This is a genomic window from Limnobacter sp. G6BE5S, assembly GCF_058448965.1.
This window is the reverse complement of record NZ_JBZFLM010000003.1, coordinates 155,726-182,128: the sequence shown is the minus strand read 5'-3', so window position 1 is coordinate 182,128 and position 26,403 is coordinate 155,726. Positions and strand designations below refer to the sequence as shown.

At 53.7% G+C, this 26,403-nt stretch carries 24 protein-coding genes; 17 read left to right on the top strand and 7 right to left on the bottom strand.

All coding sequences use genetic code 11. From position 1 onward, the window contains the following. Positions 1-19: 19 nt before the first annotated feature. Entirely contained in the window at positions 20-1,282 is a 1,263-nt protein-coding gene (locus ACVL1J_RS06565; RefSeq protein WP_341236849.1) for a DUF3089 domain-containing protein, read from the bottom strand. Next, on the bottom strand, positions 1,279-3,729 hold the full coding sequence (locus ACVL1J_RS06560; RefSeq protein WP_341236850.1) for a neutral/alkaline non-lysosomal ceramidase N-terminal domain-containing protein: 2,451 nt from the start codon (positions 3,727-3,729) through the stop codon (positions 1,279-1,281). The genes ACVL1J_RS06565 and ACVL1J_RS06560 overlap by 4 nt, the downstream gene beginning before the upstream one ends. A gap of 181 nt (positions 3,730-3,910) precedes the next feature. On the opposite strand from ACVL1J_RS06560, the gene ACVL1J_RS06555 reads away from it, so the two are divergent. Next, complete coding sequence (locus tag ACVL1J_RS06555; protein WP_341236851.1) at positions 3,911-5,221, top strand: di-heme oxidoredictase family protein; 1,311 nt, start codon at positions 3,911-3,913, stop codon at positions 5,219-5,221. 6 nt (positions 5,222-5,227) lie between these two features. Here ACVL1J_RS06555 and ACVL1J_RS06550 read toward each other — a convergent pair whose 3' ends face one another. The 3 genes from ACVL1J_RS06550 to ACVL1J_RS06540 form a co-directional block, all read right to left on the bottom strand. Next, positions 5,228-5,830 (bottom strand): nitroreductase family protein, encoded by a 603-nt coding sequence (locus tag ACVL1J_RS06550; protein WP_341236852.1) that lies wholly within the window; start codon positions 5,828-5,830, stop codon positions 5,228-5,230. Between the two features lie 88 nt (positions 5,831-5,918). Further along, positions 5,919-6,926, bottom strand: coding sequence for a catalase family peroxidase (locus ACVL1J_RS06545; RefSeq protein WP_341236853.1), 1,008 nt, complete (start codon positions 6,924-6,926; stop codon positions 5,919-5,921). Positions 6,927-7,058: 132 nt separating this feature from the next. After that, positions 7,059-8,273, bottom strand: coding sequence for an iron-containing alcohol dehydrogenase (locus tag ACVL1J_RS06540; protein WP_341236854.1), 1,215 nt, complete (start codon positions 8,271-8,273; stop codon positions 7,059-7,061). Between the two features lie 135 nt (positions 8,274-8,408). Between ACVL1J_RS06540 and ACVL1J_RS06535 the strand changes: the two genes are divergently transcribed. After that, positions 8,409-10,481, top strand: coding sequence for a TonB-dependent receptor family protein (locus ACVL1J_RS06535; RefSeq protein WP_491665210.1), 2,073 nt, complete (start codon positions 8,409-8,411; stop codon positions 10,479-10,481). 106 nt (positions 10,482-10,587) lie between these two features. Continuing rightward, positions 10,588-11,691, top strand: coding sequence for an alpha/beta fold hydrolase (locus ACVL1J_RS06530; RefSeq protein ID WP_341236856.1), 1,104 nt, complete (start codon positions 10,588-10,590; stop codon positions 11,689-11,691). Positions 11,692-11,695: 4 nt separating this feature from the next. Here ACVL1J_RS06530 and ACVL1J_RS06525 read toward each other — a convergent pair whose 3' ends face one another. After that, complete coding sequence (locus tag ACVL1J_RS06525; protein WP_341236857.1) at positions 11,696-13,120, bottom strand: LVIVD repeat-containing protein; 1,425 nt, start codon at positions 13,118-13,120, stop codon at positions 11,696-11,698. 138 nt (positions 13,121-13,258) lie between these two features. Continuing rightward, the gene (locus ACVL1J_RS06520) at positions 13,259-13,927 is read right to left on the bottom strand and encodes a DUF305 domain-containing protein (RefSeq protein WP_341236858.1); all 669 of its coding nucleotides are present in this window, start codon (positions 13,925-13,927) and stop codon (positions 13,259-13,261) included. Between the two features lie 113 nt (positions 13,928-14,040). On the opposite strand from ACVL1J_RS06520, the gene ACVL1J_RS06515 reads away from it, so the two are divergent. The 14 genes from ACVL1J_RS06515 (at position 14,041) to ACVL1J_RS06450 (ending at position 26,391) form a co-directional block, all read left to right on the top strand. Further along, positions 14,041-14,625: a dioxygenase family protein gene (locus ACVL1J_RS06515; RefSeq protein ID WP_341236859.1), complete on the top strand. Its 585-nt coding sequence runs from the start codon at positions 14,041-14,043 to the stop codon at positions 14,623-14,625. 5 nt (positions 14,626-14,630) lie between these two features. Continuing rightward, positions 14,631-15,455: a ChaN family lipoprotein gene (locus ACVL1J_RS06510; protein WP_341236860.1), complete on the top strand. Its 825-nt coding sequence runs from the start codon at positions 14,631-14,633 to the stop codon at positions 15,453-15,455. A 26-nt stretch (positions 15,456-15,481) separates the two neighbouring features. Beyond that, positions 15,482-16,150 carry a hypothetical protein gene (locus ACVL1J_RS06505; RefSeq protein WP_341236861.1) on the top strand — a complete coding sequence of 223 codons (669 nt, stop codon included), beginning with the start codon at positions 15,482-15,484 and terminating at the stop codon, positions 16,148-16,150. A gap of 56 nt (positions 16,151-16,206) precedes the next feature. After that, positions 16,207-17,073 (top strand): dienelactone hydrolase family protein, encoded by an 867-nt coding sequence (locus tag ACVL1J_RS06500; protein ID WP_341236862.1) that lies wholly within the window; start codon positions 16,207-16,209, stop codon positions 17,071-17,073. 145 nt (positions 17,074-17,218) lie between these two features. Then, positions 17,219-17,656, top strand: coding sequence for a MarR family winged helix-turn-helix transcriptional regulator (locus ACVL1J_RS06495; protein ID WP_159572253.1), 438 nt, complete (start codon positions 17,219-17,221; stop codon positions 17,654-17,656). A gap of 126 nt (positions 17,657-17,782) precedes the next feature. Next, on the top strand, positions 17,783-18,205 hold the full coding sequence (locus tag ACVL1J_RS06490) for an organic hydroperoxide resistance protein (protein WP_159572256.1): 423 nt from the start codon (positions 17,783-17,785) through the stop codon (positions 18,203-18,205). An 82-nt stretch (positions 18,206-18,287) separates the two neighbouring features. Further along, positions 18,288-19,277 (top strand): amidoligase family protein, encoded by a 990-nt coding sequence (locus tag ACVL1J_RS06485; protein ID WP_341236863.1) that lies wholly within the window; start codon positions 18,288-18,290, stop codon positions 19,275-19,277. Beyond that, entirely contained in the window at positions 19,229-19,933 is a 705-nt protein-coding gene (locus ACVL1J_RS06480; RefSeq protein WP_341236864.1) for a gamma-glutamyl-gamma-aminobutyrate hydrolase family protein, read from the top strand. The genes ACVL1J_RS06485 and ACVL1J_RS06480 overlap by 49 nt, the downstream gene beginning before the upstream one ends. A gap of 3 nt (positions 19,934-19,936) precedes the next feature. Beyond that, the gene (locus ACVL1J_RS06475) at positions 19,937-20,368 is read left to right on the top strand and encodes a YqaA family protein (RefSeq protein ID WP_341236865.1); all 432 of its coding nucleotides are present in this window, start codon (positions 19,937-19,939) and stop codon (positions 20,366-20,368) included. Between the two features lie 30 nt (positions 20,369-20,398). Further along, positions 20,399-21,109 carry an arsenical resistance protein ArsH gene (gene arsH / locus ACVL1J_RS06470; RefSeq protein WP_341236866.1) on the top strand — a complete coding sequence of 237 codons (711 nt, stop codon included), beginning with the start codon at positions 20,399-20,401 and terminating at the stop codon, positions 21,107-21,109. A 1-nt stretch (position 21,110) separates the two neighbouring features. After that, complete coding sequence (gene modA, locus ACVL1J_RS06465) at positions 21,111-21,872, top strand: molybdate ABC transporter substrate-binding protein (RefSeq protein WP_159572268.1); 762 nt, start codon at positions 21,111-21,113, stop codon at positions 21,870-21,872. Continuing rightward, positions 21,869-22,537 carry a molybdate ABC transporter permease subunit gene (gene modB, locus ACVL1J_RS06460; protein WP_341236867.1) on the top strand — a complete coding sequence of 223 codons (669 nt, stop codon included), beginning with the start codon at positions 21,869-21,871 and terminating at the stop codon, positions 22,535-22,537. Before modA ends, modB begins: the two co-directional genes overlap by 4 nt. Beyond that, positions 22,534-23,685: an ABC transporter ATP-binding protein gene (locus ACVL1J_RS06455; protein ID WP_159572271.1), complete on the top strand. Its 1,152-nt coding sequence runs from the start codon at positions 22,534-22,536 to the stop codon at positions 23,683-23,685. Before modB ends, ACVL1J_RS06455 begins: the two co-directional genes overlap by 4 nt. Positions 23,686-23,805: 120 nt before the next feature. Further along, on the top strand, positions 23,806-26,391 hold the full coding sequence (locus ACVL1J_RS06450; protein ID WP_491665209.1) for a DUF6351 family protein: 2,586 nt from the start codon (positions 23,806-23,808) through the stop codon (positions 26,389-26,391). The last annotated feature ends 12 nt before the right edge of the window (positions 26,392-26,403 follow it).

The following is a 26,403-nucleotide window of genomic DNA, read 5'->3' as shown; positions in this document are numbered from 1 at the left end:
CGATGCACTGTGCGCCTTTTTACTGCCTGAGGTAACTGCCCGCCTGGCGTTGTGCCAGGCGAATCAAGTCACCTTGCGCAATCGATACATCAATCAGGTGAAAGCCCCAGTTCATGCCGCCGATGAATTCACCGGGGTAGTCGTCTGCGCGTGGGTCGTTGGGGTCGGCCACAATGCTGGCCTCCAGATAACTGACACCGTTGGGGCCCACTTTGCACTCACCTTTGATTTGCCCGGGCATGGAATAATAGGGCGTTGGAATGGTCAGGTTGCTGGCTGGGTTTGCATTGGGTCCACCTGGCCCACGTGGAATCAACAACACGCGAAAAACAGGTGGTTGCTGGCGCGGAATGATCGGAAACAAATCAGACTGCCCACCCGCCAGTGCGGCCGGGTTGGTGCACAGGGCTTGTGTGCCTTCAACTGAACTCAAGCCAAAACGCGGGTCTTCCAGTTCGGGGTCGCCCGCGCGGTAGGTCACGTAAGCCACCACACAGCCAAGCTGGTTGGCACTGCGGCATGCAGCTACTTTTTGAAAAGAAGCACCCACATCTCGACCAGTTGGAACCAGCACATTGGTGCCAGGAATGTGTGCGGAAATAAAGCGGCTGAGCAACTCGGGTCGGGTTTCAATTTCCTCGGCAATCAGCCTGCGCAAAATACCTGAGCCTTGTGAATGACCCACCAGAATGAAACCGTGCCCTTCACTTTGGTTGGCAATGTATTCCTTGAAAGCGTCCAGCACATCGGCATAGGCCACTTCGCCAGCATTGGGTGCAACGTCAATGCCACCCAGTGCGCCGGTGAGTGTGTTCAAACCCAGCGCGGTCAGTGTGCGCTGTCGGTACACGGGTGCAAACTGGCGGCACACTTCGCCATATCGACCAAACTGAAGGGCGGTGGTTTGTTGCTCTTGCAGGTCGTCGTTCAAATCGGAATTACCCGCCAGGTCAATGCTGGTTGTGGGGTACACATAAAAGCAATCCACTTGCGGTGCAGTGGCTGGTGTGTAGCTTAGGGTAGTTGCTGTTGCGTCGGCGGCCACGGCAGTACTGTCAAAGTTACCGTTGCACACATTGCTGGTGCCCATTAAGTCGGGGTGGCAAAGCCAGTTGCTGGTGCCGGTGTAAAGCGTACTTTGATAGTCTGGAAACGGGTTGGTGGTGTTGGCTGCACTGGCGCCTACGCGTGTGCCAGCACTGTTTGTGCTGCTTGAGTCGCCACCGCAGGCAGTCAGCAACAGCGAGGCAGTTGCAATGCCAAATAAAAACTTGTGAATCACAATGTTCTCCCGTCGCGGCACGTGGCCCCAGTGGCCGTTACATCGAATGCTTCGCTGATACCTTCAAACTCTTCGGGTGATCCTGCTGGCACTGCCACACCTCGATGTTTGATTCGGTACTTTCCCACGGGCGTGTTGGCCGGAATTTTCCATTCCGCCAGTGCGGTGGACACAAAACCAGCGAGCGGAACAGGGCTGAGGTAAGGTGTGGGCTCGAAAGGTTGCCAGCGGAAAAGAAGCTCGGGCGCGCGGTCGTGGGTGAAGCTTTCCCACTCACCTTGAGCGTTCATTCGTTCTACTTCAACAATGGCCAATCCCCGGGTTTTCATATTGCGTGGATGAGCGCTTTGAAATTGTGCGGTCACCGTGTTGCCAGCCGCCACCGAGGGTGTGGGCTGCGCCAATACATCGCCAAATGCAGCACCGGGTGCCTGATCAAATGGTACATACGGCGGGCGTGGAATCGGATTGCTGGTCACTGTACGGGGTGGCCCTTCGGGTGGCTGAGCTTGCAGCGCCAATGACATGGCCAACCTGCGGCTTTCCTGTTGCACGGCGGCCAGGGTCCAGGGGCCAAATTGGGTAGATGCGCCTTCGTATTGCTGAATGGAATATTCTTCGCGTGTGGTGAGGTAATTCACAAAGTCGTTGCTCAAACCACTGATGATGACCTGGTCGATGCCTTGCGGTTCCAACACTTCCAATACGGTTTGGCGAATGCGCCGCCCCGCCATGGTGGTAATTTCCCATGGCAAGCCCAACACGGCCACATTGCCGATGGTGAACAACTGGAATGGGAGCACATTGTTGCTGAAGTTCAGGGGTGGGCCGAGCACAAACAGCACCGGTTTTTCAGCTTGGCAGCTTAAGCTGGTGCCCACCGGTACGGCGTCGAAAGGCAGCTCATTGAGGTTGCACAACACGGCGGTCGCCAATACTTCCGGTGGCAGTTTGCCCGCAGCCAGTGCCGCCAGGTCGCGGGTGAGGCGGGCAGGGTCGGTGCGCGCTGTGCAGCTCGCGCCTTCCACAGTTGGACCTGGCCCGTCTTCAGCACCGGCGCCAAATGAAACGCCCATGGCGGCCGTGCAGGTTTTCTTCACGGCACTGTTCAGTGATTCCGGGTGGCGCAGTGAATTCAACACCGCAGGGTCGGTAATTTCAACCTCGTCCATTTTTACGTGGAATTGCGCAAAGTTCACACCACCGCGCACCATCTGGTTGGCATCTCGGTACAGCGTCAAAGCTTTCGCAAGCTGTTTGCTGCCGTTTATTTCAACCGCTTTCAATTCGTCTGTAGAACCACCACGTTCCTCAAACGGTTTGTCTTTGAAGAAAATATTGGGGCTGCTGTCGCCCTCATCGGTTTGTGCAAATGCGGCGACGAAGGTGTCTTTCCCGGCGGGTGCCTCGTATTGCGTGCCCATCAATTTTTCAAAGGCCAGGGCAGCCCAACCTTTGTTGTCGGAAGAAATCAAAGGGTTGGTGTTCCCTGTGGTGGTGGGGTGCACACCAAACCAGTTGATTTGTCCAATCGGTGTGCCATCGGCACGGCGTAATTTCAGCAGTGCCATTTCCTTGTTCACATTCTGGCTTTCACCGCGCTGGTTCAAATACTGGTTGCGTTCTTCTTGCGGGTTTTGATCGTAGGCAATGGTTGAGCGGTTCACATTGGCATTGAGCAGCTCACCGTTATTGACCAATAAGCGACCCGGTTCCGGGTTGGCTTGCAGGTTGGTGTGTGCGCGGCGAATGGCCTCCACAATGCCGTCGACGATGAAGTTGTAAACCTCTTCGTCGTGCCCCAAACGGAAGGCATTGAATGCGGTGAAGTGCGCATAGCCACCGGGCCCGGCGTGGGTGTGGGTGGCGTTCAGCATGATGTTTTGTTCATTGTAAAAGCCAGCCAATTCCGTGTCGGCGGCCACCTTGTTCAGCACCCCTTGGCGCACTGCATGAAAAATCATTCCAAGGTCGTTGACCACATACACCACGCGTTTGCCGTTGCAGGGTGAGCCGATCACATAGGCGCGGGAAAACTGGCGGGTGTGCAAACCAAGGCTGGCGTGGGTGGGGCTTTCATAACCCATCATCACGGAACCCGCTGCAGGGCCGGTAATGTCGACAATGCCAGTGCCCATGGTAAACGCAGTGTTGTTTTTGCAAGCGCCACTGTTCAAACCTGTGTTGGGTTGAACGTTGCTGTTGGGCGTACTGGCCGGTGAAATGGAAGGGCTGTCTTGCCCCTCACCAATCAATAAATTTGGATCGGTCAGCGCGCACTGCAAACCAGCGGTGTCGACAAATTCATTGTTGCCAGAATTTTCATTCGGATTGGTGCGACCATCGCTTACAGGCAAGTCGTTGCTTTCGCCCAGGCAAGCAGCCAGTGCTGTGGCCGCAGTCAAGGCCAGCAGGCTGCGGACGGCACGTTGTTTGGTGTTCTTCATGTTTGTTGATTCTTGTAGATGTCTCCTTGGGTTCTTACTGCGCAGCTTGGAGCACAGATTCAGCAGGGGTTGGCAAGCGTTGAACTATGTCGTGTAACCGACACTAGTCACTTTTGAATCCGATTTTTGCCGGAGACAGTAAGAAGTTAAAAACCATAACCACTATTACAATTTTTGAGACATGATCAAAACACCTCGCCATGTGGTGACTCTTGCAGCTTTGGGATTGCTGCTTGGCGCCTGCACTTCAGACGACAATTCACAGAACTCCGCCAATACCAACACCTCAGTTCAGACCGCACAGAATTCGCAGGATTCTCCGGCATTGAAATTAAAGACTCATGATTGGTCAGCGCCCATCGACGGACTAACGCCCGTTCAACTGGCGCGTTTTGAGCAGGGCAAAGCAATCTTCGAGAAGGTATTTACGCCCAGCAACGGTCTGGGCGCTGTGTTTAACGCACAAAGCTGTGTGGAATGCCATGGGCAACCGGCGGTGGGCGGTACCGACCCCACGAAAACCATTCAGCGTTTTACCACCGTGTTGGCACCCCATTTTTCGGTCGGTTTGGTCACACAGGCCGATGGTGCACCCCATGTGCATGCCCGTTCTGTGGCCACTGAATTTCCAGATGAAGTACCCGGCTGCGTGTTGGGTGGCGAGCGCGTGCCGCCCCATGCCATGGCCAGTACCACGCGGGTAACTCCCCACCTGTTTGGTATTGGTTTGCTGGAAAATATTCCTGACACCACCTTGATTCAGAACGGCTTGAGCAGCGCAGAAGTCAACCCGGAAGTCAGTGGTCGCCCTGGCGTGATGTTTCCCGGTGGCGTGAATGATCCAAACGCCGCTGACCAGTTGGTGGGTCGTTTGGGTGCCCGCGGATTTGTGGCCGATGTGCAATCGTTCACCCAAGGTGCATTTTCAACCGAATTGGGCATTGCGACGTTCCACCCCCTGTTTGCCGCGCCGGTGCGCCCCAAAGGCAATTTGGCCACGGCCGATTGCACACCCTTTGTGGGCGAAGCGGTTAGCCTTTCGCAAACACAGGCCACGGCTGATTTCCAGCGCTGGTTGGCACCACCCCCAAGGCCAGAGCTCAAAGGCATTACTTTGCGAGGCCAGCGGGTGTTTAACGACATTCAGTGCAGCAGTTGCCACACACCCATGATGAAAACATCGGCCATGGCTCCCGCGCCGCTGAGCGACCGCGAGGTGTGGTTGTACTCCGATTTGTTGTTGCACGACATGGGAGAGGCACTGGCCGACAATGCGCCGGAAGGCTTGGGCTTGCCCACCGAATGGAAAACAGCGCCGTTGTGGGGTGTTGGTCAAACCGACAAACCCTTGTTGCACGATGGTCGCGCAGGCAGGGATTTTACAAAGGCAATTGAGTTTCACGGCGGAGAGGCCGAAGGTGCAAAACGCCGCTTCCAAGGCTTAAGCCCTGCAGATCAAGCGGCGTTGATTGCGTTTCTCGAAAAGCTATGACGTACTTTAGAACGTGTTGTTGACCAGCACTTCGTCAAGATTGAGCTGACCAGGTTTTGGCCAAGGCGCTTTGGTGCCTTTGCCAATGGCCACCATAGGACCCATTACATGGTCGGCAGGCAAGTTGATCACTTTGGCCACGGCTTCAATGTCAAAGCCGATCATGGGGCAGGAATCCAGGCCAATGCCTTTGGCTGACAGCATCAGGGTTTGCATGGCCATGCCGATCGACCGCTGTGCTTCGTCACGCTGCAACCATTCGCGGCCATCATGAAACGGTCCCATCCAGCCCACCAGCAAATCCGCCACTTCTTTGGGGGCTTCAGTCCAGTATCGTGACGGGTTTTTCTCCCAGGCTTTCATGTCGGCGGTCATGATAATCAGTAGCGAGGCATCGGTGATCTGAGCTTGGTCATTGCCCAGCTTGCGCATTTCAGCGCGCAAGGCTTTGTCGCGTACCACCACAAAACGCCAGTGCTGAATGTTGAAGCTGGTGGGTGCCTGAATGGCCGCTTCAAACAGTTTTTTCTCGTCATCTGCCGGAATGGTGTAATCGGGGTCGAACGCCTTGATGGCCCGGCGTTGGTAAATTGCATCGAATAATTCCATGTACTGCTCCGTGTTTGCTGCATAAAAAAAGCCGGAACCCTGGAGGGGATTCCGGCCAATAGTGTACAGGCTAAAAGGGGAACGTCGTTTATTTGGCCAAACGACGCGCCTGTGACACTGCGTAGCTGCCTGCCCGTGCTGCCAGCAAAGGATCATCCGATCCTTCGATACCGGTGGGCAATACCAGTGGGTTGAAATTGATGCCATCGCAAGCGGCTTTGTCAGTCACTGCGCTGACTTTCAAGCGACCAGCCACCACCTTTTTGCGATCGTCGGGCCAGGCCACAGTCGCATTGTCGGTGGGGTCGCCCGCCTGGGCCAATTGCAGAACCATGTCGAATTCAACCGGAATCTGTGAAACGCGACCTTTCAGCTCGTCTTCAAGAAATACCTTGGCGTGTGTGGCCAGTTTGTCGTCCGCAATAAATTCCTGACCTGTCACAGGCACAAACATCCACTTTGCAAACTGGGTTTTGCCCGCAGCATTGGTGAACTTGAATGCATGTGTGCTCCAGTAATTCACTGCCGCGTAACTGGCAGGCACGCCAGTTTTTGCAACCCATTCCATTTGGGGTTTGAAGTCGGGGTATTTGGCCGCAGCCGCTGCAATTTTTGCAGGATCAGGTTTTTTGGTCGCTGGGTCTGGTTTGCGGGCCTCAAGGAATGCCAGGAAACCATCGGGTGTTGCAGCAGTAAAGAAAGGCGCTGAAATATTGGCCATCAGCCATTGTTCACCGTTGGGTAAATCGAACTGTGCCGCCAATCCACGCACGCCTTTGCCACTTTCGGGTGCGTTGGGGTTACCGCCACCCACCGAAAAGCGCAGGGTGACCGGTACGGGTTTGCCAGAAAATACGGAGGCCTTTGAAACAGCGGCGCCTGCCTTGTTGCCAACAAATTCGCCTGCTGCGCAAACACCGCGCGCACCGGAACGTCGTGCAGCGTGGGTGCCGAATACGCCTTCAAGGCCATCTACCAAATTCACAGCATTGGCAGGTTCGCTGGGAATTGCAGTCTGGGCGACTGCTGTTTGTGTACCAAGTGCGGCCAAAGCGGCCATTGTGGCCACTGCGGCCAAACCATGCGCTGTTCTCATTTCCTGCATCCTTCTTTTGATGGTCATCAACCTCGCAACCCACCCGATGGTTCGGGTGGAGGTACGCAATAGATCGTTGGCGCGAGAAGGAAGTTACAGTGTCTTAAAAATATAATTTTCAGACGATTGTATTCAGGCTGTGGGCAACATGTTTTTGATGACCGATTCCGCCACGAGTTGGCTCATGTAGCGCGGTACGGCGTAGGTAAAGCGGGCTTCGGCGATGGCAGACCTGGCCACGGCCGGAATGTCTGCCGGTTTCAATGCGGCCAGTTGTGTTGGAATACTGAACTTTTCATTCATGGCACGAATTCGGGCCACGAAGGCACGAGCCAAATGAACATCGTCGGCACCCTTGTCACCAATGCCACAGGCGCGCGCCAAAATCGCCAAGCGGTCGGCGCAATTGGGTAAGGAGTAGTCCAGTACATGGGGCATTACGATGGCGTTGGCCAGCCCATGGGGCGTGTGGTACAGCGCACCAAATTTGTGGGCAATGCCATGCACGTAACCCACGCCAGCCTGGGTAAAGGCGATGCCAGCCAAATGAGATGCACGCGCCATTTTCTGGCGGGCTTCCAGGTTGTTGCCATCGGCCACGGCAGTTTCAAGGTATTTCATGATCAGCTGCGTGGCTTCCAGCGCCTTTTGGTTGGTTTTCCGTGTGGCATTGCGCGATACGAAAGCTTCCACAGCATGGGTAAGTGCGTCCATGCCTGTGGACGAGGTGATGTGTGCAGGCAGTCCAGTCATCAGCGAACCATCCAGCGCTGCTGCGGTGGGTAGCAGGCGCAGGTCCATGGCGGCTACTTTGCGTTTGTTTGCTGTGTCGCTGACCACGGCTGCAATGGTCACTTCGGCGCCCGTGCCGGCCGTGGTGGGCACTGCAAACAAGGGGATCATGCCTTTGTGCACTCGCAGCAAACCAGTTAATTTCAATACAGGTTTGTTGTTTTTTGCGCGTGCACCGATCATTTTTGCAGCATCTATGGGGCTGCCGCCGCCCACTGCCAAGATGGCCTGGCAACCATTCTCCATCAACATCCGGTAACCGGCTTCAATTTGTTCCACCGTGGGGTTGGGCTCCACGCCGTCGTACACCACGTATTTCACGCTCTGGGTTTCAAGCTCGGTTTTCATTTTGTCGAGTACACCAAGTTTCACCAGCACGGCGTCGGTCACAACAAGCACATTGCGGTGACCCGCATCGGCCATGTGCCGGACCAGTTCCAGCGACGATCCTGCGCCTTCGAACATGCGGGGCCACTTGAATGGCATCAAGGCGGTGACCACTTTAAAAATGGCCATATAGATGCGTAGAGCGAGCACTTCGAGTGCATGCAACATGCGGGTGTCTCCTGATTTTTATTGGGGTTAACAGTTGTTACGATGATTGTACAAAGAGTAGGCAGTTTTGAAGCAGAGGAAATATTCCACTTTTCATGACGATCGGGAAAATTTCACGGACTGTTTCCTTCATGCTTGCGCAACGCCAATTACAACAATGTTGAGACATTTTTCATGACGCACCGCAGTACGCCCTTGATCGCCGCCCTTGCAGCCTTGGGGCTGGCCACCCCAACCTTTGCGCAAACTGAAAGCCTGGACACCTTTGTGGTGTCTGCCACTCGGGAAGCCCGCGACCCGTTTGAAGTACCTGCCTCGGTCGACAAAATCAACCAGAACACGCTGGAGAAAGCGGGCAGCTTTCAGGTGAATTTGTCAGAAACATTAACCCGCGTGCCGGGCCTTGTGATCAACAACCGCAACAACTTTGCGCAAGACCTGCAAATTTCCATTCGTGGTTTTGGTGCGCGCGCTACCTCAGGTGTGCGCGGCGTGCGTTTGTTCTCAGATGGCATTCCCGCCACCATGCCCGATGGCTCAGGTCAAATTTCGCATTTCAGTTTGTCGTCAACTGAGTCGATCGAGGTGTTGCGCGGACCTTTTTCCTCGCTGTACGGAAATTCATCGGGCGGCGTAATTTTGCTGACCACCGAGAACCCGCGCCCCGGTACCGAACTGGAAGTGAACCAGATTTTCGGCACCGACAACACACGCCGAAGCGGCATCAAATTGAACAAAGGCAATGAGGAAGTGGGCATTGTGATTGACGCGTCCACTTTCCGAACCGATGGATACCGCGACCACAGCAAAGCACGGCGAGACAATTTCAACAGCAAATTGGTTTGGAATTTAAGCAGCGACACACGGCTGAGCTGGGTACTGAACTACGTGGACATTCCGCTGGCGCAAGACCCGGCTGGGTTGACTGCGGCGCAATTGGCCAACAACCGCAGGCAGGCGGGCAACAACACCGTGGCCAACAACACCAACAAAACCGTGGAGCAAAGCCAAACAGGGTTTGTGCTGGAACACAAATTCAGCCCCAGTACCAATGTCACTTTCAGCCCCTACTATGGCGACCGAAAAATTCGCCAGGTGTTGGCCAGCACAGCCGTGATTGATTTGAAAAATGAATACAGCGGTGCCGACCTGCGCTTTGGCCACCAAACCAGCTTGTTGGAAAAGCCCCTGTTTTTGAATGCCGGCCTGACCGTGGGTGAACTGGAACAGGCGCGCCTCGGATTTTTCGGGGGCAGCACCACACCCAACCGCGACGAGGCCAACACGGCCAGCCAGTTCGACCAGTACCTGCAGGCGGAATACTTTTTCACCGACAAATTCAGTGTGTTGGGTGGCGTGCGAAATTCATCCATCGAGATTGAATCGAACGACCAGTTCTTGAGCAATGGCAACGGCAGTGGCAGCAAAAAGTACGACGAAGTGACCAGTAATATTGGTTTCACCTATCGGTTGCAGCCCAACATCAACACCTATATTTCTTATGGCGAGGGTTTCGAGACGCCGACCTTGCTGGAAACGGCCTATTTGTCTGTTGCGCCACCCAGCCCCAACTTCAACTCGCAATTGGAAGCCGCAAAAAGCGAGCAGCTTGAATTGGGTGTGAAAGCCAAGTTTGGCGCCACCCGTGTCAATGCCGCGCTGTACACGGTCGATACTGAGAATGAAATCGTGGTGCTGTCTGCAAACGGCGGTGCCACCTCATTCCAGAATGCAGGCTCAACCAGCCGGGAAGGCGCGGAACTGGGTTTGCAACACGCGTTCAATACGCAGTGGCAGGCCAATGTGGCGGTGAACTATATCCGCGCCACTTACGACACCTCGGTCAACAGCATTCAGGCGGGCAACAGCCTGCCCAGCATTCCGAAGAAAACCTTCTTCGGTGAAGTGGTGTACAAACCGTCTAGCTTGTACGAGGCGGCAACTGAATTGCGCTACGTTGACAAACTGTTTGCCAATGATGCAAACGATGCTTTTGCACCTTCCTATTCAGTGGTGAACCTGCGCGCCAGCAAAGACTGGCCGCTGGATGGTGGCTGGAATGTGCGCACCTACGCGCGCGTGGACAATGTGTTCGACAAGCAATACGTGGGCTCGGTGATTGTGAACCAGGGGGCAGGGCAGTTCTTTGAGCCTGCCAGCGAGCGACAGTTTTTGGCGGGGGTAACGGTGGGGCTGAAGTGGAAGTGAGTCCAGATGTGACCTGTAGGTAACTTTAGAGAGCCCACACCAATATTTGCGGTGTAGGCGCTGTTAGAATCTGACACACATTATTTTCACAATCAGGTTTGTCGCCATGTCCACCGCACTCAGTATTCGCCGTATTAGCCACATGTCCAGCAATGGCTGGAATCGTCTGTTCAAGTCGGAATCCATGGTGCGTGCCGGTTTGCAGCCGTTCGAGGTCATTCATCAAAGTGGTATTCACAGTGTTCGCCATTACCTGCCGTTGACTGAAGAAAGCATCACCGTGGGCGACGAAACCCTGCCCGTGACCAAGAAGCGCAATAAAATTCCGCTGGTACTGATTGCCCCGTTGGCCGTGAACATGTTCGTGTATGACTTGCTGCCCGAGCGCAGTTTCGTGCGCTACCTGATGGCGCAGGGTTTTGACGTGTACTTGATCGACTGGGGTAAACCAACACGCAAACAGGCAGGGCTTACGCTTGAAAATTACATCAAGGAGTTTTTGCCCGCGTGCCTGAACGCGGTGCGTGAACACAGCGGTTCGAAAAAACTGAATTTGCAAGGCTGGAGCATGGGTGGTGGCATGGCCTTGGCCTACACCGCCTTGTTCAAAGATGAAAACATCAACAAAATTGTGACCTACGGCACGCCGATCGACGGCCATGCCAATGGCGCAATGGGTCAACAGTACAAACGCCTTGCGCACTTGTTGAAATCGGCCCGTATCAATTTTCGCAAAGTGCCCGCCAAGTTGTTGTACACACCGGGTTGGGCCAACGTGATTGGTTTTAAATTGCTCGACCCTGTGGGCAGTTTGAAAGGTTACTGGAACTTGATTTCGCAATTGCACGACCGCGAGTTTGTGGCCCAGCACGCCAACCAGGCTGCATTTATCGACAGCCTGGAAGCTTATCCCGGCGGTGCCCTGCGCGACTGGTTTGCAAGTATTTGGCTAGAAAATGAAACGGCGAATGGCCACTTTAAAGTGGGCAAGGCTGTAGCGAATTTCAAAGAAATCGCCTGCCCGGTGTTGGGCATTGCGGGCAAAACAGACAACCTGGCCAATGTGGCGTGTTGCAAGCCAATTACCAAAGTGGTGGGCTCTGAAAAATCAGAATTCTTCATCGGCCCAGGTGGTCACATTGGCATTATGAGCGGCAAGGAATCGCCCAATACCATTTGGGCGAAAACCGTGAGCTGGTTGAACGGCTAACTTGTTATTTCAAGGGATACGCGTTGTTCGTGAATTTCAACACCATGAATCCGTTGTCCTGACAAGTGACCCAAATTTGATCGCTGCCCACAAAGCGGGGCGGCGAGCTGCACCAGTCAGTGCTTAGATCACCTCCAATCGCGCTGGTTGCGTGTTCAGAGCCTGCCAACTGTGCTTTTTTCTCCGACTGCGCAGGCGGGTTGTAATAGGCAATTTCTTTGGCTGCCAGCGGGTTGCGAATATCGAACACCCGCACACCAGATTGAAAATAGCCACATGCAATGGCGGTGGGGTTTACTTTTTTATCCACACCACAGTAGTGCCCTTCGTAGCCAAAACTTCCATTGTTTGCAGTGTCAGCTTCGCGAATGGCGGCGTTTTCTTCTGCATGAATGGCTAGTTTCAGTTTGGACACCACAACGGGTGCAGTCTCATCTGAAATATCAATAATTCGTGCTGCGCCAGCACCGCCCTCGTCCACAGCGATCACAAACGGTTTGCCATTGTACGAAACAGGAATGGTGTGTTGGCTCAAGTCTCCATCCTCCCAATACACGCTGCCAACCTCGGTCAACATGGGCACTGGGTCGCGGTTTTGAATGCTGCTCGTGTCCAGAATAATCACACCGGGCGGGGTCAGTGAAGTCAAATACATGCGGTTGCCGTCTTCACTCAATTCAAAGCCGTGGTTGCTGGGCGAGGCAATGGTGGTGTACAGAATTCGCGGCAGGCTGGGGTTGCTGGTGTCAATGGCAGTAATACTGCCCGGGTTCAACCCAGTGGCCCAGTAAGTATTTCCATCGGGTGACCACGCGCCCTCATGGCCTATCAAGTTGGCGGGCAGGGTCAGGTTGGCCGCAAAAGAATTCAGCAAGATCGGGTTCGCACAATCAGTGCCAATGTCGTAAATATCGAAAAAACCGGCACTAAGCACCGGCCCCACCGCAACGCCTCCGAGCAGGCCGCGTGCTTCATTCACTTTCAGGGATTCCCAAGGGCTTTGAAAAAATGCCGGGCTGGTGAGGTTGGTCGACAGCACCGGATTGGCCGGATCGCGCGCGTCGATTACCTGAACTCCTTGTGACACTTTGGTCGGAATGCCCGAGAATGTGGTGCCCATGTACGAACAGGTTTTGTACGATGGGTTGACCCAGGTGCTGCCTTCGCCCTGGTATTGCCCCACCAGTTCCATATTGCACCGGTAGCCTTGTTTGCTGCGCCCGCTCTCGCGGTCGGCCAGCGGAACTTGACCTTGAATGCCGGTTTCCGGCACAGAGCCTGCGCCACATTGGACGGGCTCAACGAAACTGGCACCCATCACTTCGCTGGGTGTTGTTCTGCTTGAGCTTGTTGGCCCGACGCCTTCTGAACCGCATGCTGCCAAAACAACTGTGCCGGCCAATAAAGTTGCGAGTTTTGTAGATTGCATTCCCCTGTCTCCCTGTTTGTTTTTTTAATCATCGTGGGTTTGCGCACTTACTGGTTTCTGACAGTTCACCATCTCCCTACAAATCTTCAGCGTTTGCCGCTGTGAAAACTGGGGTCGAAACTGCAACAGCCCAATTCATTATTTCGAGTTAACTTGTGCGAGCAATTTATTCATCAGGGAAATTTCTGCCGCCTGTTCCCGAATGATGGATTTTGCCAAACCCTTTACCAGCAACGATTCCCCGTTGTTCACCGCAAAACGCGCCATGGGAATGGCGGCCTGGTGGTGGTCGATCATTGCCTCGAGGAATCTTCGTTCAAGATCTGGGCCTGTCAGCGCTCTCATTTCGTTGAATTGATCCACATTTAACATTCCAGGCATAACACCCTTGGCTGACTTGCATTGCGCAACGTACAGCAGGTCTTGCACATTGGTCACATTCTTTGCGTCTTCAACCCAAGCCATTGCGCCTTTCTGCGGTGGGGTTACTCGCTGATTCCATGCGGTTAGCCAGCCTTTCATTTGTCCCATTTCCAGCAGTTGGGCGGTTAATATTCCATTGGCCAGTAAATCAAGATTGGGCGACACCTTGCCCTTCACCAGCATGGCCATGGAAATGGCTTGGTCATGGTGAATGATCATGCTTTGCGCAAAGCCAATGTCGATCGAATTGGGCTGCGTACCTGCCGTGTTTGCAGGTTCGGTCGCTGTGTTTTCAAGCGCAGGCATGGCGCTGCTGAGCAGCATGCCAACTGCCAGGCCAAGCGAGAAAAGACAGGCAGCGTAAAAACCTTTTTGTTTCAACATAGGGGTGCCAAGTGGAATTCATGGTTGTTATTGCGTACCCAATCTCTTACTGAAGGGAACGTTTATTTGGATGTTGTATCCAAGAACAGAGAAGTATTGGCGTGGGAGATGGCATGCTGAAATACAGACGAACAATTCTTCAGGCCGGTGCCGGGCTTTTGGTCGCTGCTCCCTGGTTTACCTGGCGACAGGCTTTGGCGCTAACGCCTGCCTGCACCGATGAGCCCACTGCCCAGCAAATTGAAGGCCCGTATTACACCCCGCAAACTCCCCGACGCAGCACGCTGATTGATGGTTTGCCCGGTGATGTTTTGGTATTGCAAGGGCGGGTATTGAATACCGCCTGCCAACCTGTTCCCAATGCAATTGTGGATGTGTGGGGCTGCGATTCGGAAGGTGAATACGACAACACCGGTTTCAAATTGCGGGGGCATCAACTGACTGATGCCCAAGGGCGATTTCGTTTTGAAACCTTAATGCCCGGTTCTTACGGCAATTCGACTTTTCGGCGCACGCCGCATTTGCACGTGAAGGTACAGGGCCCTGGTACACCATTGCTGACCACACAACTTTATTTTCCGGACCAAGTGCTGAATCTGCGCGACAGCTTTTTCAACCCAGACTTGTTGGTGAAGTGGACTCACGATAAATCACAGGCTTTGTTCGACTTTGTATTGCCGGTGCAGGCAAAGGGATAGTTTCAATGGTAGTACCCTCAAAAATTGTATATGCCCTGTGCGTTGTCTTTCTGGCAGCGGCCTGTGCAACACAAACCACACAGCAAACAGTGCCCACTGTGTGGTTAATGGGCGAGGTTCACGACAACCCTCAGGCTCACAAAGCCCGTTATGAAATAATCGCAGCAAAAGTGAAAACAGGCTGGCGACCCGCCATTGCAATGGAGCAGTTTGATCGGGAACACCAGGGCTTGTTGCGCACTGCGCAAGATCAATGCAAGCAGGCAAGCTGTATTACATCGCAGCCATGGGTAGAAAATTGGCAGTGGGAACTGTATGAACCCCTGATTCAACTTGCAATTGATTATCAACTGCCCTTGTTGGCGGCCAATGTGTCGCGAGAAGAAGCAAACCGTATCGTGAAGGGCGGGTACGGCGCGGCCCTGGACCCAGACACCATTGCCCAATATGAACTGGACAAACCATTGCCGAAGCCGCTGGGCGAACAGCATCGTCGAAACATTGTTGAAGGGCACTGCAATGTGCTGCCCCAGCACGTTGCCGAAAAAATGATTCCGGCACAAGTGGCTCGCGATGTGTGGATGGCCAAGGTCATTGAACAGCAGGCCACGCAACGCGATGTGATTTTGATTGCAGGCAATGGCCATGTCCAAAAAGATGTCGGCGTTGTTCACTGGTTGCCCGTTAAACTACAACAAACAACAACCGTGTATGGCTTTATCGAAGATTCGCAGGCCAATGGCGCTAAGCAATTTGATGTAACTCGCACAGTGCCTGCCCATTCCCGTGAAGATCCTTGCGAAGCTTTCAAGGCCATGATGAAAAAATAAGCCACACATTGGCAGGAGACTACAGGGTGGAAAAATCTGGATGTTCTAACTGGGCTGGCGCTGCCTTGGCCTTTGCAATGGTGCTGTGCTCAACACCACTGAAAGCCAATGGCTTTGAAGACTTCGATGATGCAGAGTTGATCGATCACATTGCTGGCAGCGTGGCCCGTGGTTATGGCCGCATGCATGGCTATTCAGTCGATTTTAAATTGATCGGAAAAGAAACGCCGCACCAGTCACCCTTGCTGGTTCAGTACAACGCCCCATTGAAGCGCTGCACATTTCTTATCAGCACTCGCGACAAAACCTGGCACAGCTTTGAGCAGTACCTTGAGTTTTTTGATGGCTTGCCGAAGCAGGTGGTGTACGAAGCCTTTTTTGCGCACGAGTCAGGCCATTGCGTGCAAATGAAAGAGAAAATTGATTTTGGACCTGTGCGCAGGCGCCACCGCGAAGAACTGTATGCCGATGTGTTCGCACTTTCTCATGTTGAGCGTTATTTCCCCAAGCATCGTAAAGCCTTTCAGGAAGCCCAGTTGAAAATGCGTCGTGCTGCATTGGGAATTCAAAACGAATACGACTTTTACAAAGAATTGTTGAGGTTGCATTACAGCCCCAACCTTCAATCTGCGCTCAAGATAAAAAATCCGCAGGATCGGGCTTATTCCATCGCCAAGGTAGTCGATTTGTTGTGATATTTTGTTATCGTGATAACTGATAATTTCAATTTTAACACCCGGGAGCAGTAACCATGGATCAACTGAAATTTGGCTTGGCAAAGAAAATCAATGAAACCACCGTGAGTCGCCGAGGCTTCTTGCTCACCTCGCTTGCGGGTGGTTTTGCAGTGGCATCCGAGCCCCTGTTTGCACAGGCCATAAAAACAGACACCCAGGGAATTACTGCGGGTGAAGTGAAAGTTCCCGTGAAAGACGGGCAAATTCCAGCCTACCGCGCAATGCCTGCCAAAGGCGGAAACTTTCCGGTCATTCTTGTGATTCAGGAAATTTTTGGCGTACATGAGTACATTCAGGACATTTGCCGTCGCTTGGCCAAGCAAGGGTATTACGCCATTGCACCGGCCTTGTTCAGCCGCGAAGCGGATGTGTCCAACATGACCCTTGAAGCAATTTTGAAAGACGTGGTGCCAGTGGTGCCCGATGCCCAGGTGATGAGCGACATCGATTCCACCGTGGCATTTGCAAAAGCCAGCGGCAAAGCCAATACAACGCGCTTGGGTATCGTGGGCTATTGTTGGGGTGGTCGCACGGTTTGGTTGTACGCCAACCACAATTCAAATGTAAAGGCTGGCGTTGCCTATTACGGCTTGCTGGCCGGGTTGAAAGGACCAAACAAGCCAGCAGACCCGGTTGATGTGGCTGCAAACCTGAAGGTACCCGTGCTGGGTCTGTACGCTGGCGAGGACAGTTTTGTGCCCGATGACGTTGTGGACAAAATGCGCAACGAACTGGGCAAGGGCAGCAGCGCCTCTGAAATCGTGGTTTTCCCCGCTGTCAATCACGGTTTTCATGCCGACTACCGCCCCACCTATGACAGGCGGGCTGCCACATATGCCTGGAAACTGACTTTGGACTGGTTTAAAGAGCGGGGCGTGTAAAAACACGGGCCAGACGAGGACAATTTGAGTCAAATTGAACGCATTTATTCACGATTGTCTTGGATTGACTTAGACAAGGATGACTCAAACCGTTCAAGCGATTACACTTGAGTCATCCCAATCGTCTGGTTAAAACTCCAAGAACATGAAAATCGAGAATCCACTAGCGTTAGACAATCAGCTTTGTTTCTCTTTGTATGCAACCTCTCTTGCAATTACGCAGGTTTACAAGCCGCTGCTGCAACCCTTGGGTTTAACCTTTCCGCAATACTTGGTCATGATGATTTTGTGGAAGGAAGACGGAGTCAGTTTGATCAATGTGGCCCGTCAACTGGGTCAACAGCCTGGCGCATTGACCCCCGTCATCAAACGAATGGCCGAGCAAGGCCTGCTAACACGCAACCGAAGTGCAGATGATGAAAGGCAACTGCAGATCTACCTGACCGAAGAGGGCAAGCAGATTCGGGAAAAGGCCCTCAATGTATACGCCTGTGTGGTTGATCAATGCGGCATGACACCCACGGAAATTCATCGCTTGAAATGTGAACTGGACGCCTTGCGGGAAAGGTTGTTGAAAGCCTGACCGCTTGTTCTTCGTTAATTATTGCGATAACCTTCTAAAGAGACCAAGATTTTGTCAAATCAATTCTTTAGATGGTTATCGCGATAACTATCTGATTGTTCATCCACCAAACTACAGGAGAAATTCATGGAAGTTGTTTACACGGCCAAGGCCACATCCACTGGCGGTCGCGAAGGTGGTTCAGCCACAGACGACGGACGGTTGAAAGTGCAATTGAGCACGCCCAAAGAACTGGGTGGCGCGGGCGGCCCGGGTACCAACCCTGAGCAATTGTTTGCTGCAGGTTATTCCGCCTGTTTTATCGGCGCGATCAAGTTCGTGGCCGGTCAGGACAAAATCCAGCTGCCTTCCGAGCCCGAAATTACTGCCACTGTGGGCATTGGCGGCAACCCGAAGGGTGTTGGTTTTGCCATTGCGGTGGACATGAGCATCAAGCTGGAAGGCATGGACAAAGCAGCCGCCAACGCATTGGTTGAGAAAGCACACCAGGTGTGCCCATACTCAAACGCAACCCGTAACAATGTGGATGTAAAGTTGACTGTGGTGTAAGCAAGCGCAGCCACTTAACCGTTGACTGGCGGTGGGCTTTTGTTAAAGCCCGCCGCCTTTGTTTTTTTGCAGGGAATGATTAATGCAGCACAACTATGCCAAACCCGCCTGGATGAAGAACGTCAAGAGCGAAGTTCGGTGTGCGGGGTTCGAACTGGAGTTTGCCGGCTTGGACTTGCAGTCTGCGGCAGCCGCAGTGGCCAAGGCCTTGCAGGGTGAAGTGATTCGTGACACGCAGGCCGAGTGCAAGGTAAAACATCCCGAGTTCGGTCATTTTAAAATTGAACTGGACTGGAGTTTCGCCAAGAACATGGCCCGCAAGCGCCTTGAAGAGCAGGGCGCAAATGAAGATGCCGTGCTGGCTTTGATGACAGATTTGGCCCGGCAGATAGTGCCTTTGGAGGTGGTGTGTCCACCCATCCCCGTGAACAGGCTTTCCGTACTCAACGACATGGTGACCAAGCTGCAAGGCGCGGGGGCCCTGGGTACCTCCGATTCGCTTATTTATGCTTTTGGAGTACACATCAACGCCGAGTTGCCTGATCTGAATTCACAAACCATCGTGCCCTATCTGCAAGCCTATTGTGTGTCACAGCACTGGTTGATGAAGGCGCACAGAATTGATACCTTGCGCCGTTTGACGCCCTACATTGACATGTATCCGAAGCGGTATGTGGAATTGGTCATGGCTTACACAGCCGATACTCCGTTGTCGCAGATCATCGACGATTATCTGGAGTTCAACCCCACCCGAAATCGGGGCATGGACCTGTTGCCCTTGTTCAAGCAAATTGATGAGGCTCGTGTACTGGCAGTGGTCAGCGATGAGCGTGTGAATGCACGCCCAACCTTTCACTATCGCTTGCCGAATTGCGAAATCGAAAAACCGGGCTGGACTTTAACGGACAGCTGGAATATTTGGTGTGTGGTGGAACACCTGGCCGCTGACCCGGTCACATTGAGGTCCATGTGCGAGCAGTGGATTGAGTACAACCAGAATTTAATCAACCTGAAGGAAGAGCCTTGGCACCAGGAACTGGCGCACATTCACGAAAACCTGTTGTCGGTGTAACTGGCAATGCCAAGTGGTGGTCGCCGTCGTGGTTCAGCATTCGCATGGCCGTGTGGCTGGCTGGTGGGCAGGCCCGACGCATCAGCGTGAGGCACCACTGGCCAATTGATCAAATTGATGCCTTGATCGTAAGTGGTGGGGACGATATCCACCCTTCGCTCTATGGCGAAGAAGAAGCACCCAAAGCACACTACGACCCCGATCGCGATGGGCTGGAACAGGCGCACATTGCCTGGGCATTGAAGCATGGCTTGCCCATGTTGGGCATTTGCCGTGGTACCCAGTTAATCAATGTCAGCCTGGGCGGCAGTTTGCACATCGACATTCGCGCAAGGCGCAAATTAACTTCAAACCGGGGCACCGTGTTGCCGCGAAAAACAGCGGCATTGCGTGCCAGCAGTTGCCTGGCAGCGGTAACCTGCGCCAGCCGGTTGCGCATCAACAGCCTGCACCATCAGGCCATAGACGAGTTGGGCCAGGGTGTACGAATTGTGGCCCGCGACCTGGACGGTTTTGTGCAGGGCATTGAGCCCGACGGCGCATGCCAATGGCTGGGGGTGCAATGGCACCCGGAATATTTGTTGTACCGCCCCAAACACAGGCGCTTGTTCAAATGGCTTGTGCAACAATGCAGGCAAGCTCCCCAGAGTCAATAATCCATGTCGTATTCCTTGCTGTTTGCTTCCGCCTTTTTGGCAGCCACCATTTTGCCTTTCTATTCCGAGGTGGTGCTGTTTGCCATGATCCGTGCAGGCGAACCCGCCGGCCTGTTGCTTGCAGTTGCGACAATGGGCAATACCCTGGGGGCTGTGGTGAATTGGGTGCTGGGGCGTTACCTGCTGCACTTTCAGCACAAAAAATGGTTTTATTTCAAACCCAGGCAAATCGAGAAAATGCAGGCCTGGTTTCAACGCTATGGTGTCTGGAGCCTGTTGTTTGCATGGATGCCTGTTGGTGGTGACCCGTTGACGCTGGTCGCCGGTATTATGCGAGTAAACCTGTGGCTGTTTATCCTGCTTGTTGGCATTGGTAAATCGCTGCGTTATGTGGCTGTGATTTACTTTTCTGAAATGTCGGTGGCCTGGTTCTAAATCATTGAATGGGAAGGAAATGGTGTTTTTATGAATCCAAGTGATTTGCCCAATCTGGACGCAGACTGTTTTAAGCAACCCGATCGGGAATTGTTGGGTGACAGCCTGTTGCACCCACCCCGAATCCTGATTTTGTATGGTTCTTTGCGCGCTCGCTCTTTTAGTCGACTTGCCGCAGAAGAGGCAGGGCGCTTGCTCACGCTGATGGGGGCAGAAGTCCGGTTTTTCAATCCCGATGGTTTGCCTTTGGTGGATGACGCCAATGAGCAGCACCCCAAGGTGCAAGAACTGCGTGAACTGGCCGATTGGTCGGAAGGGCAGGTGTGGAGCTCGCCCGAGCGCCACGGCGCCATGACCGGCGTGATGAAAACACAAATTGACTGGTTGCCGTTAACCGGTGGCGCCAAGCGGCCCACGCAGGGCAAAACACTGGCGGTGATGCAAGTGTGTGGTGGCTCGCAGTCGTTCAATGCAGTGAACCAGTTGCGGGTACTTGGGCGCTGGATGCGCATGATCACCATTCCCAATCAATCGTCAATTGCCAAAGCGTTTATGGAGTTTGACGAAAGTGGCCGAATGAAGCCTTCCCCGTACTACATCCGTTTGGTGGATGTGATGGAGGAGCTGATGAAGTTCACCTTGCTAACCCGTGGTCACGCACAGTATTTGGTAGATCGCTATTCTGAGCGGGTAGAGTCTGCAGAGGAATTGTCCAAACGAGTCAACCAGCGCAGCATTTAATTTGAAAACATTTGTCTGTTTAATTGCGTTGATCTGTGCAGGCCTTGCCCACGCTGGCAACGTCACCGTGGCTGCTGCTGCCACCTTGCGTCACGCACTTGATGAAATATCGCCCCGGTTTACCCAAGCGACTGGGCATACACTGAAGGTGGCGTATGGCTCCTCGGGCAACTTCTACAGTCAAATCAAACAGGGTGCCCCTTTCGATGTATTTTTGTCAGCCGACATGGTGTTTCCCCAAAAGCTGGTGGACGAAAAGTTGGCCGCTGCACCCGTTGTGCCGTATTCGGAAGGACGACTGGTTTTGCTTGTGCCGCACCAAAGTGCATTAAAACCCGATGGCAGTTTGAAAGACCTGGCCGCCGCGCTGAAGGACGGTCGTCTGAACAAACTGGCCATTGCCAACCCCGCGGTGGCACCGTACGGCATGCGGGCACGAGAGGTCCTGATCCAGATCAAGTTGTGGGATGCATTGCAAGGAAAACTCGTGATGGGCGAAAACATTGGGCAGGCCACGCAATTTGCGACCTCTGGTGCGGCTCAGGGCGGTTTGGTGGCCTTGTCTTTGGCAATTGCACCCGAGGTGGCCGCACGCGCAAGCCACAGTTTGATACCCAAAGAGTGGCATCAGCCATTGATTCAGGGCATGGTCTTGTGTCAAGCAGGTAACCCGGCTGCCAAGGCGTTTGTGCAGTACATGCAAACGGAAGCAGCTCGCGCGGTTCTGAAAAAATATGGCTACGATCCGGTGTTAAAACCATGATGGACTGGTCTGCTTTCTCGCTTTCCATTCAACTTGCTTTAAGCACATTGCTGGTGTTGTTGCCCATTGGCCTGGTCTCGGGGCGCTGGCTTGCCCGCACCCAGTTCAAGGGCCGAACCTGGATTGAAGCTGCAATTTTACTGCCGCTTGTTTTGCCTCCCACTGTGATGGGGTATTACCTGTTGGTGGCGGTGGGCGGTGGTTCGCAAGTGGGGCAGTGGTTGCAAAGTACGTTTGGCATCACGCTGACTTTTAATTTTGCCGGGCTGCTGCTGGCCTCGGTGCTGTTCAACATTCCTTTCATGTTGCAACCCATTCAACGTGCTTTTGAGTCGATTCCCCACAATTTAAACGAAGCTGCACAAGTCAGTGGTTTGGGTAGCTGGGCGATTTTTACCAAAGTGGAATTGCCATTGGCCTGGCCTGGCATTTTGTCGGCCATGGTACTGACATTTGTGCACACGCTGGGCGAGTTTGGCGTGGTGCTCATGATCGGTGGCAATATTCCTGGCGAAACCCGAACTTTGGCGATCTCCATTTACGACAGTGTGCAAAGTTTCGATTTGAAAGCAGCCAACACCATGTCGCTGGCCTTGTTGATGTTTTCACTGGTGGCGGTGGCCGCCTCCCTGTTGTTGTCAAACCGAAGAAGGCGCAACAAATGAGCCTGCCCACAAGCCTTCACATTGAGTTTGAGCAACTCAAACCCATGCCACTGCGTGGAAGTTTTCATTGTGAGGCGGGTCAACTGCTCGCCCTGGTGGGGCCTTCGGGGGCAGGCAAGTCCTCTATTTTGCGTGTATTGGCAGGTTTGATGAAACCCGCGAAGGGGCGCATCGAAGTGGGTGGCCAAGTGTGGTTAGACACTACAAAAGGCGTGTTTCAAACACCCCAGCAACGCCGGGTTGGCTTGGTGTTTCAAAACTACGCCTTGATGCCCCACTTAAGCGCAGCTGCCAATGTGGCTTTGGCTTTGCAGCACTTGCCCAAAGGCGATCAAATTATCGAAGCAGTGCAGTGGCTTAAACGTGTGCGCCTGAGCAATGACGAAGCCATGCGCAAGCCCGCCGAATTGTCGGGAGGGCAGCAGCAGCGAGTGGCTTTGGCCCGTGCCTTGGCCCGCGAGCCGAAGTTGTTGTTGCTGGACGAGCCGTTCTCCGCAGTCGATCAAATGAACCGCGAAGGCCTTTACCGATTGCTGGCAGAACTGCGCAGCGACCTGAATATTCCGATTGTGTTGGTGACCCACGATCTGAATGAAGCCCGCATGTTGTGCGACAAACTGGTGGTGCTTGACCATGGGCAGGTGTTGCAAGAAGGCGAGGCCTTTGATGTACACCGCAGACCTCGCAATTCTCGTGTGGCCGATTTGGTGGGTATTCAAAACCGGTTCCATGGTGCCTGGCTGGGCCCTTCGGATCATCCGGGATTTGGCATGCTGCAGTGGACCAGCGCGCTGGATACGCAACAGGCCTTGCCGTCGAACAGCTTTCAGCTTCAGGTCAAAGACAAAGGAAAAATTCCGCCAGGTTTCCCTGTGAATTGGGTGGTGCATGCCGATGGCCTGGCCTTGAAACCCGCAGCTTATAATTTGCAACGCGATGGATTTGTGGTGTTGCCCGCGCATGTTGATGCCCACCGCGACTTGGGTGAACTCAGCCTGATCGATCTGACCATGGAGGTGGCGCCTTTTGAAACACTGAAAATGGCGGTGTCGGGGGCCCAGCGTTTGGGCCTGAAAAAAGGTGCGCCCTGTGTGGTGGAAATGGAGTTGGGGCTAATCCATATCATGCCCAAAAAACACCGGCAGTAAAAAGCGCAAAAGTTGTTAGGTAAAGTATCTTGATAAGTAAGTAACTGATTTACAAAATGAATCTGAAAGTGTTGGCTTGAAGTATGAAGGTTTGGAGACAATTCAAACTTACAAGAAAACATGAGCAAAACACTTCACACGGCGCTGGCGTTCAGCACGCTTGCGCTTTTGGCCGGTTGCCTGGGCGGCAATGATTCCAGCACTGTGGCCGGGGGCGACAGCCCCACCGTGACCAATCCCAACGAAGAAACACCCGTGGACCTGAAGCCCGGTGATGGCATTCGGGTTTTATCCAACCGTGCTGATTTGATCAGCGACGGCAATGCCCTGGTTGAAATTACTGCTGAAGACCCCGCCAACCTGCAAGTGGTGCGTGTGATGCTGGGCACGGTTGATGTGAGCGATCAGTTTGCCTTGCGTGAAAATGGCCGTTACATGGGCCGCATTCAAGGCTTGACCTTGGGTGAAAACCGCATCATGGCGGTGTTGAAAAACACAGGCCGCATTGTTGCCACCATCATCAATCACCCCAATGGTGGCCCTGTGTTTTCCGGGCCGCAAGTGCAGCCCTGGACCTGTACCAACGAAGGCGTCGTGGATGCCCAATGCAACCAGCCTGCCGTGTTCAGTTTTTCTTATTTGCCTGCCAACAAGCTGCAGCATTTTCTGAGCAATTCCAATTTTCAGGAACAGGAATTTGCCCCCACTTTCCTGCCTTACGACCCGGCGAACCCACCACCCGCCAGCGAAATTGCAATGACCACGACCGACAACGGCGTGACCGTGCCTTTCATCATTCGCACCGAGCGTGGTGTGCAAAATCGCGATCGGTATCAAATTCGCACGCTGTTTAATCCGGCAGAAGATTGGCAACCCTGGAAGCCGCAGCCCCAATGGAACGGCAAGGTGTTGGTTCATCACGGTGGCAATGTGGGCGTGAGCTATGCGCCCGGCAATCCTCCCAATGGCGACATTTCCGGCACAGCCCCGGACGGCGCTGAATTCTTGCTGGGTGACAGCATCACCGTGGCCTTGGGCCGGGGTTTTATTGCCACCTCCACAGCCATGGCCAATTTGGGTCACAACGTGAATTTGGTGACTGCTGCCGAATCACTGATGATGGTGAAAGAACGCATTGTTGAGCAGTACGGCGAAATCCGCTACACCATGGGCACTGGTTGTTCGGGTGGGGCCATTGCGCAGCAGCACATTGCCAATGCCTACCCCGGAATTTATCAGGGCATTATCGTGCAATGTTCGTATCCCGATGTATGGACTACCGCAAGCCAGTTTGCAGATTACAACCTGTTGAATTCCTATTTTGGCAACCGTTACCAAGGCGTGAACGAGGCGGAAAACGCCAATCAGTTCCCGAATTTCAACCAAAACTTTTTGCCCTATGTGCAGTGGAGCGCTGTCTACGGGCACTTGCCGGTCAACCCTGTGTTGTCTGACAACGCCTTTTTCCCCAAGGCCTATCCTTATGCCCAGAATTGCCGCGGCTTGAATGGCGCAGCCACGCCTTATGACCCCGTGAACAACCCGGGTGGTTTGCGTTGCGGCTTGATCGATTACATGAGCACCCAGTTCGGCTTCAGAACGCCCGATGTGTGGAGCGCCAACGAGAAAAAAATTGGTCGCGGGTTCGGCGGCATACCGCTGGACAATGTGGGCGTGCAGTATGGCCTGGGCGCCTTGAAGCAGGGCACCATCACGGCCAATCAATTTCTGGATTTGAACCGCAACATCGGTGGTTTCGATGTGGACATTCAACGTGTGGCCAAGCGCACCGTGGCCGACCCACTGGCTTTGACCAATTCGTACAAAACCGGTGCAGTGAATACGGCTGAACATTTGAGCAATATTCCGATTATCGACTTGCGCGGCCCCGACCCTGGCATTGCCCACGATGCATTTCACAGCTGGCAAATGCGTGCACGCTTGAACGCCACCCAAGGGCATTTTGACAACCATGTGATCTGGTTCGGTCAATTGGTATTGGCAGGCGATTCCACTTACAGCACAGAAGCCTTGCTGGTGATGGACCGCTGGCTAAGCCAGATTGAAGCCGATGGCAGCACCAAACCCCTGCCGGAAAAAGTGGTGGCCAACAAGCCCCGTGCTGCGCGCGACAAATGTTTGTCGGCTCAAAGCATTTATGCCGAAGACGGGCCGTTTGTGCCAATGAGTGGCAACCTGTTCTTCCCCGATCCGATTTTGCCCATGGCCAATTCCAGCAGCATTCCAAAGCCACCACCCGAGGCGGGTCAAATTTTTGATCAGCTGAGCAATCAGGTGTGCGGTCTGGATTTCTCGGCGGTGGATTCCACGGGCATGTCGGCTCAACTGACCGGCCCGATTGCCGAGCTGCAACACGTGCTGGTGCAAACGCGTTTCGGTACACCTCGCACCGTGGCTGGCGACGACATTCGCACCCTGGCCAACAAATGCGTGTTGAAACCAGTTGATGCAGCAGACTACGCAGGTGTGGTGCCAATGGCTGACCCAGCCGCTTTTGTGGCGCAGGTGAAAGAAATTTTCCCGCAAGGTGTGTGCGATTACACCTTGCCGGGTGTGGGTACACAGCCCACACAGACCTGGCTGCGTTACGGCACTGCCACTGAGAAGATCATTGGTGGCGTACCTTTGCCCGCTAAACCTGCCAACTCAAGGCAGGGTTGGGCGTCTGCTGCGTTTCGAAATTAACAGTCTTTAATT

What these genes read in the sequence shown, in the direction of transcription:
- ACVL1J_RS06560 (WP_341236850.1), bottom strand. Translation starts at nt 3,729, where the DNA reads ATGAAGAACACCAAACAACGTGCCGTCCGCAGCCTGCTGGCCTTGACT.
- ACVL1J_RS06555 (WP_341236851.1), top strand. Translation starts at nt 3,911, where the DNA reads ATGATCAAAACACCTCGCCATGTGGTGACTCTTGCAGCTTTGGGATTG.
- ACVL1J_RS06550 (WP_341236852.1), bottom strand. Translation starts at nt 5,830, where the DNA reads ATGGAATTATTCGATGCAATTTACCAACGCCGGGCCATCAAGGCGTTC.
- ACVL1J_RS06545 (WP_341236853.1), bottom strand. Translation starts at nt 6,926, where the DNA reads ATGAGAACAGCGCATGGTTTGGCCGCAGTGGCCACAATGGCCGCTTTG.
- ACVL1J_RS06540 (WP_341236854.1), bottom strand. Translation starts at nt 8,273, where the DNA reads ATGTTGCATGCACTCGAAGTGCTCGCTCTACGCATCTATATGGCCATT.
- ACVL1J_RS06530 (WP_341236856.1), top strand. Translation starts at nt 10,588, where the DNA reads ATGTCCACCGCACTCAGTATTCGCCGTATTAGCCACATGTCCAGCAAT.
- ACVL1J_RS06525 (WP_341236857.1), bottom strand. Translation starts at nt 13,120, where the DNA reads ATGCAATCTACAAAACTCGCAACTTTATTGGCCGGCACAGTTGTTTTG.
- ACVL1J_RS06520 (WP_341236858.1), bottom strand. Translation starts at nt 13,927, where the DNA reads ATGTTGAAACAAAAAGGTTTTTACGCTGCCTGTCTTTTCTCGCTTGGC.
- ACVL1J_RS06515 (WP_341236859.1), top strand. Translation starts at nt 14,041, where the DNA reads ATGCTGAAATACAGACGAACAATTCTTCAGGCCGGTGCCGGGCTTTTG.
- ACVL1J_RS06510 (WP_341236860.1), top strand. Translation starts at nt 14,631, where the DNA reads ATGGTAGTACCCTCAAAAATTGTATATGCCCTGTGCGTTGTCTTTCTG.
- ACVL1J_RS06500 (WP_341236862.1), top strand. Translation starts at nt 16,207, where the DNA reads ATGGATCAACTGAAATTTGGCTTGGCAAAGAAAATCAATGAAACCACC.
- ACVL1J_RS06495 (WP_159572253.1), top strand. Translation starts at nt 17,219, where the DNA reads ATGAAAATCGAGAATCCACTAGCGTTAGACAATCAGCTTTGTTTCTCT.
- ACVL1J_RS06490 (WP_159572256.1), top strand. Translation starts at nt 17,783, where the DNA reads ATGGAAGTTGTTTACACGGCCAAGGCCACATCCACTGGCGGTCGCGAA.
- ACVL1J_RS06485 (WP_341236863.1), top strand. Translation starts at nt 18,288, where the DNA reads ATGCAGCACAACTATGCCAAACCCGCCTGGATGAAGAACGTCAAGAGC.
- ACVL1J_RS06475 (WP_341236865.1), top strand. Translation starts at nt 19,937, where the DNA reads ATGTCGTATTCCTTGCTGTTTGCTTCCGCCTTTTTGGCAGCCACCATT.
- arsH (WP_341236866.1), top strand. Translation starts at nt 20,399, where the DNA reads ATGAATCCAAGTGATTTGCCCAATCTGGACGCAGACTGTTTTAAGCAA.
- modB (WP_341236867.1), top strand. Translation starts at nt 21,869, where the DNA reads ATGATGGACTGGTCTGCTTTCTCGCTTTCCATTCAACTTGCTTTAAGC.
- ACVL1J_RS06455 (WP_159572271.1), top strand. Translation starts at nt 22,534, where the DNA reads ATGAGCCTGCCCACAAGCCTTCACATTGAGTTTGAGCAACTCAAACCC.
- ACVL1J_RS06450 (WP_491665209.1), top strand. Translation starts at nt 23,806, where the DNA reads ATGAGCAAAACACTTCACACGGCGCTGGCGTTCAGCACGCTTGCGCTT.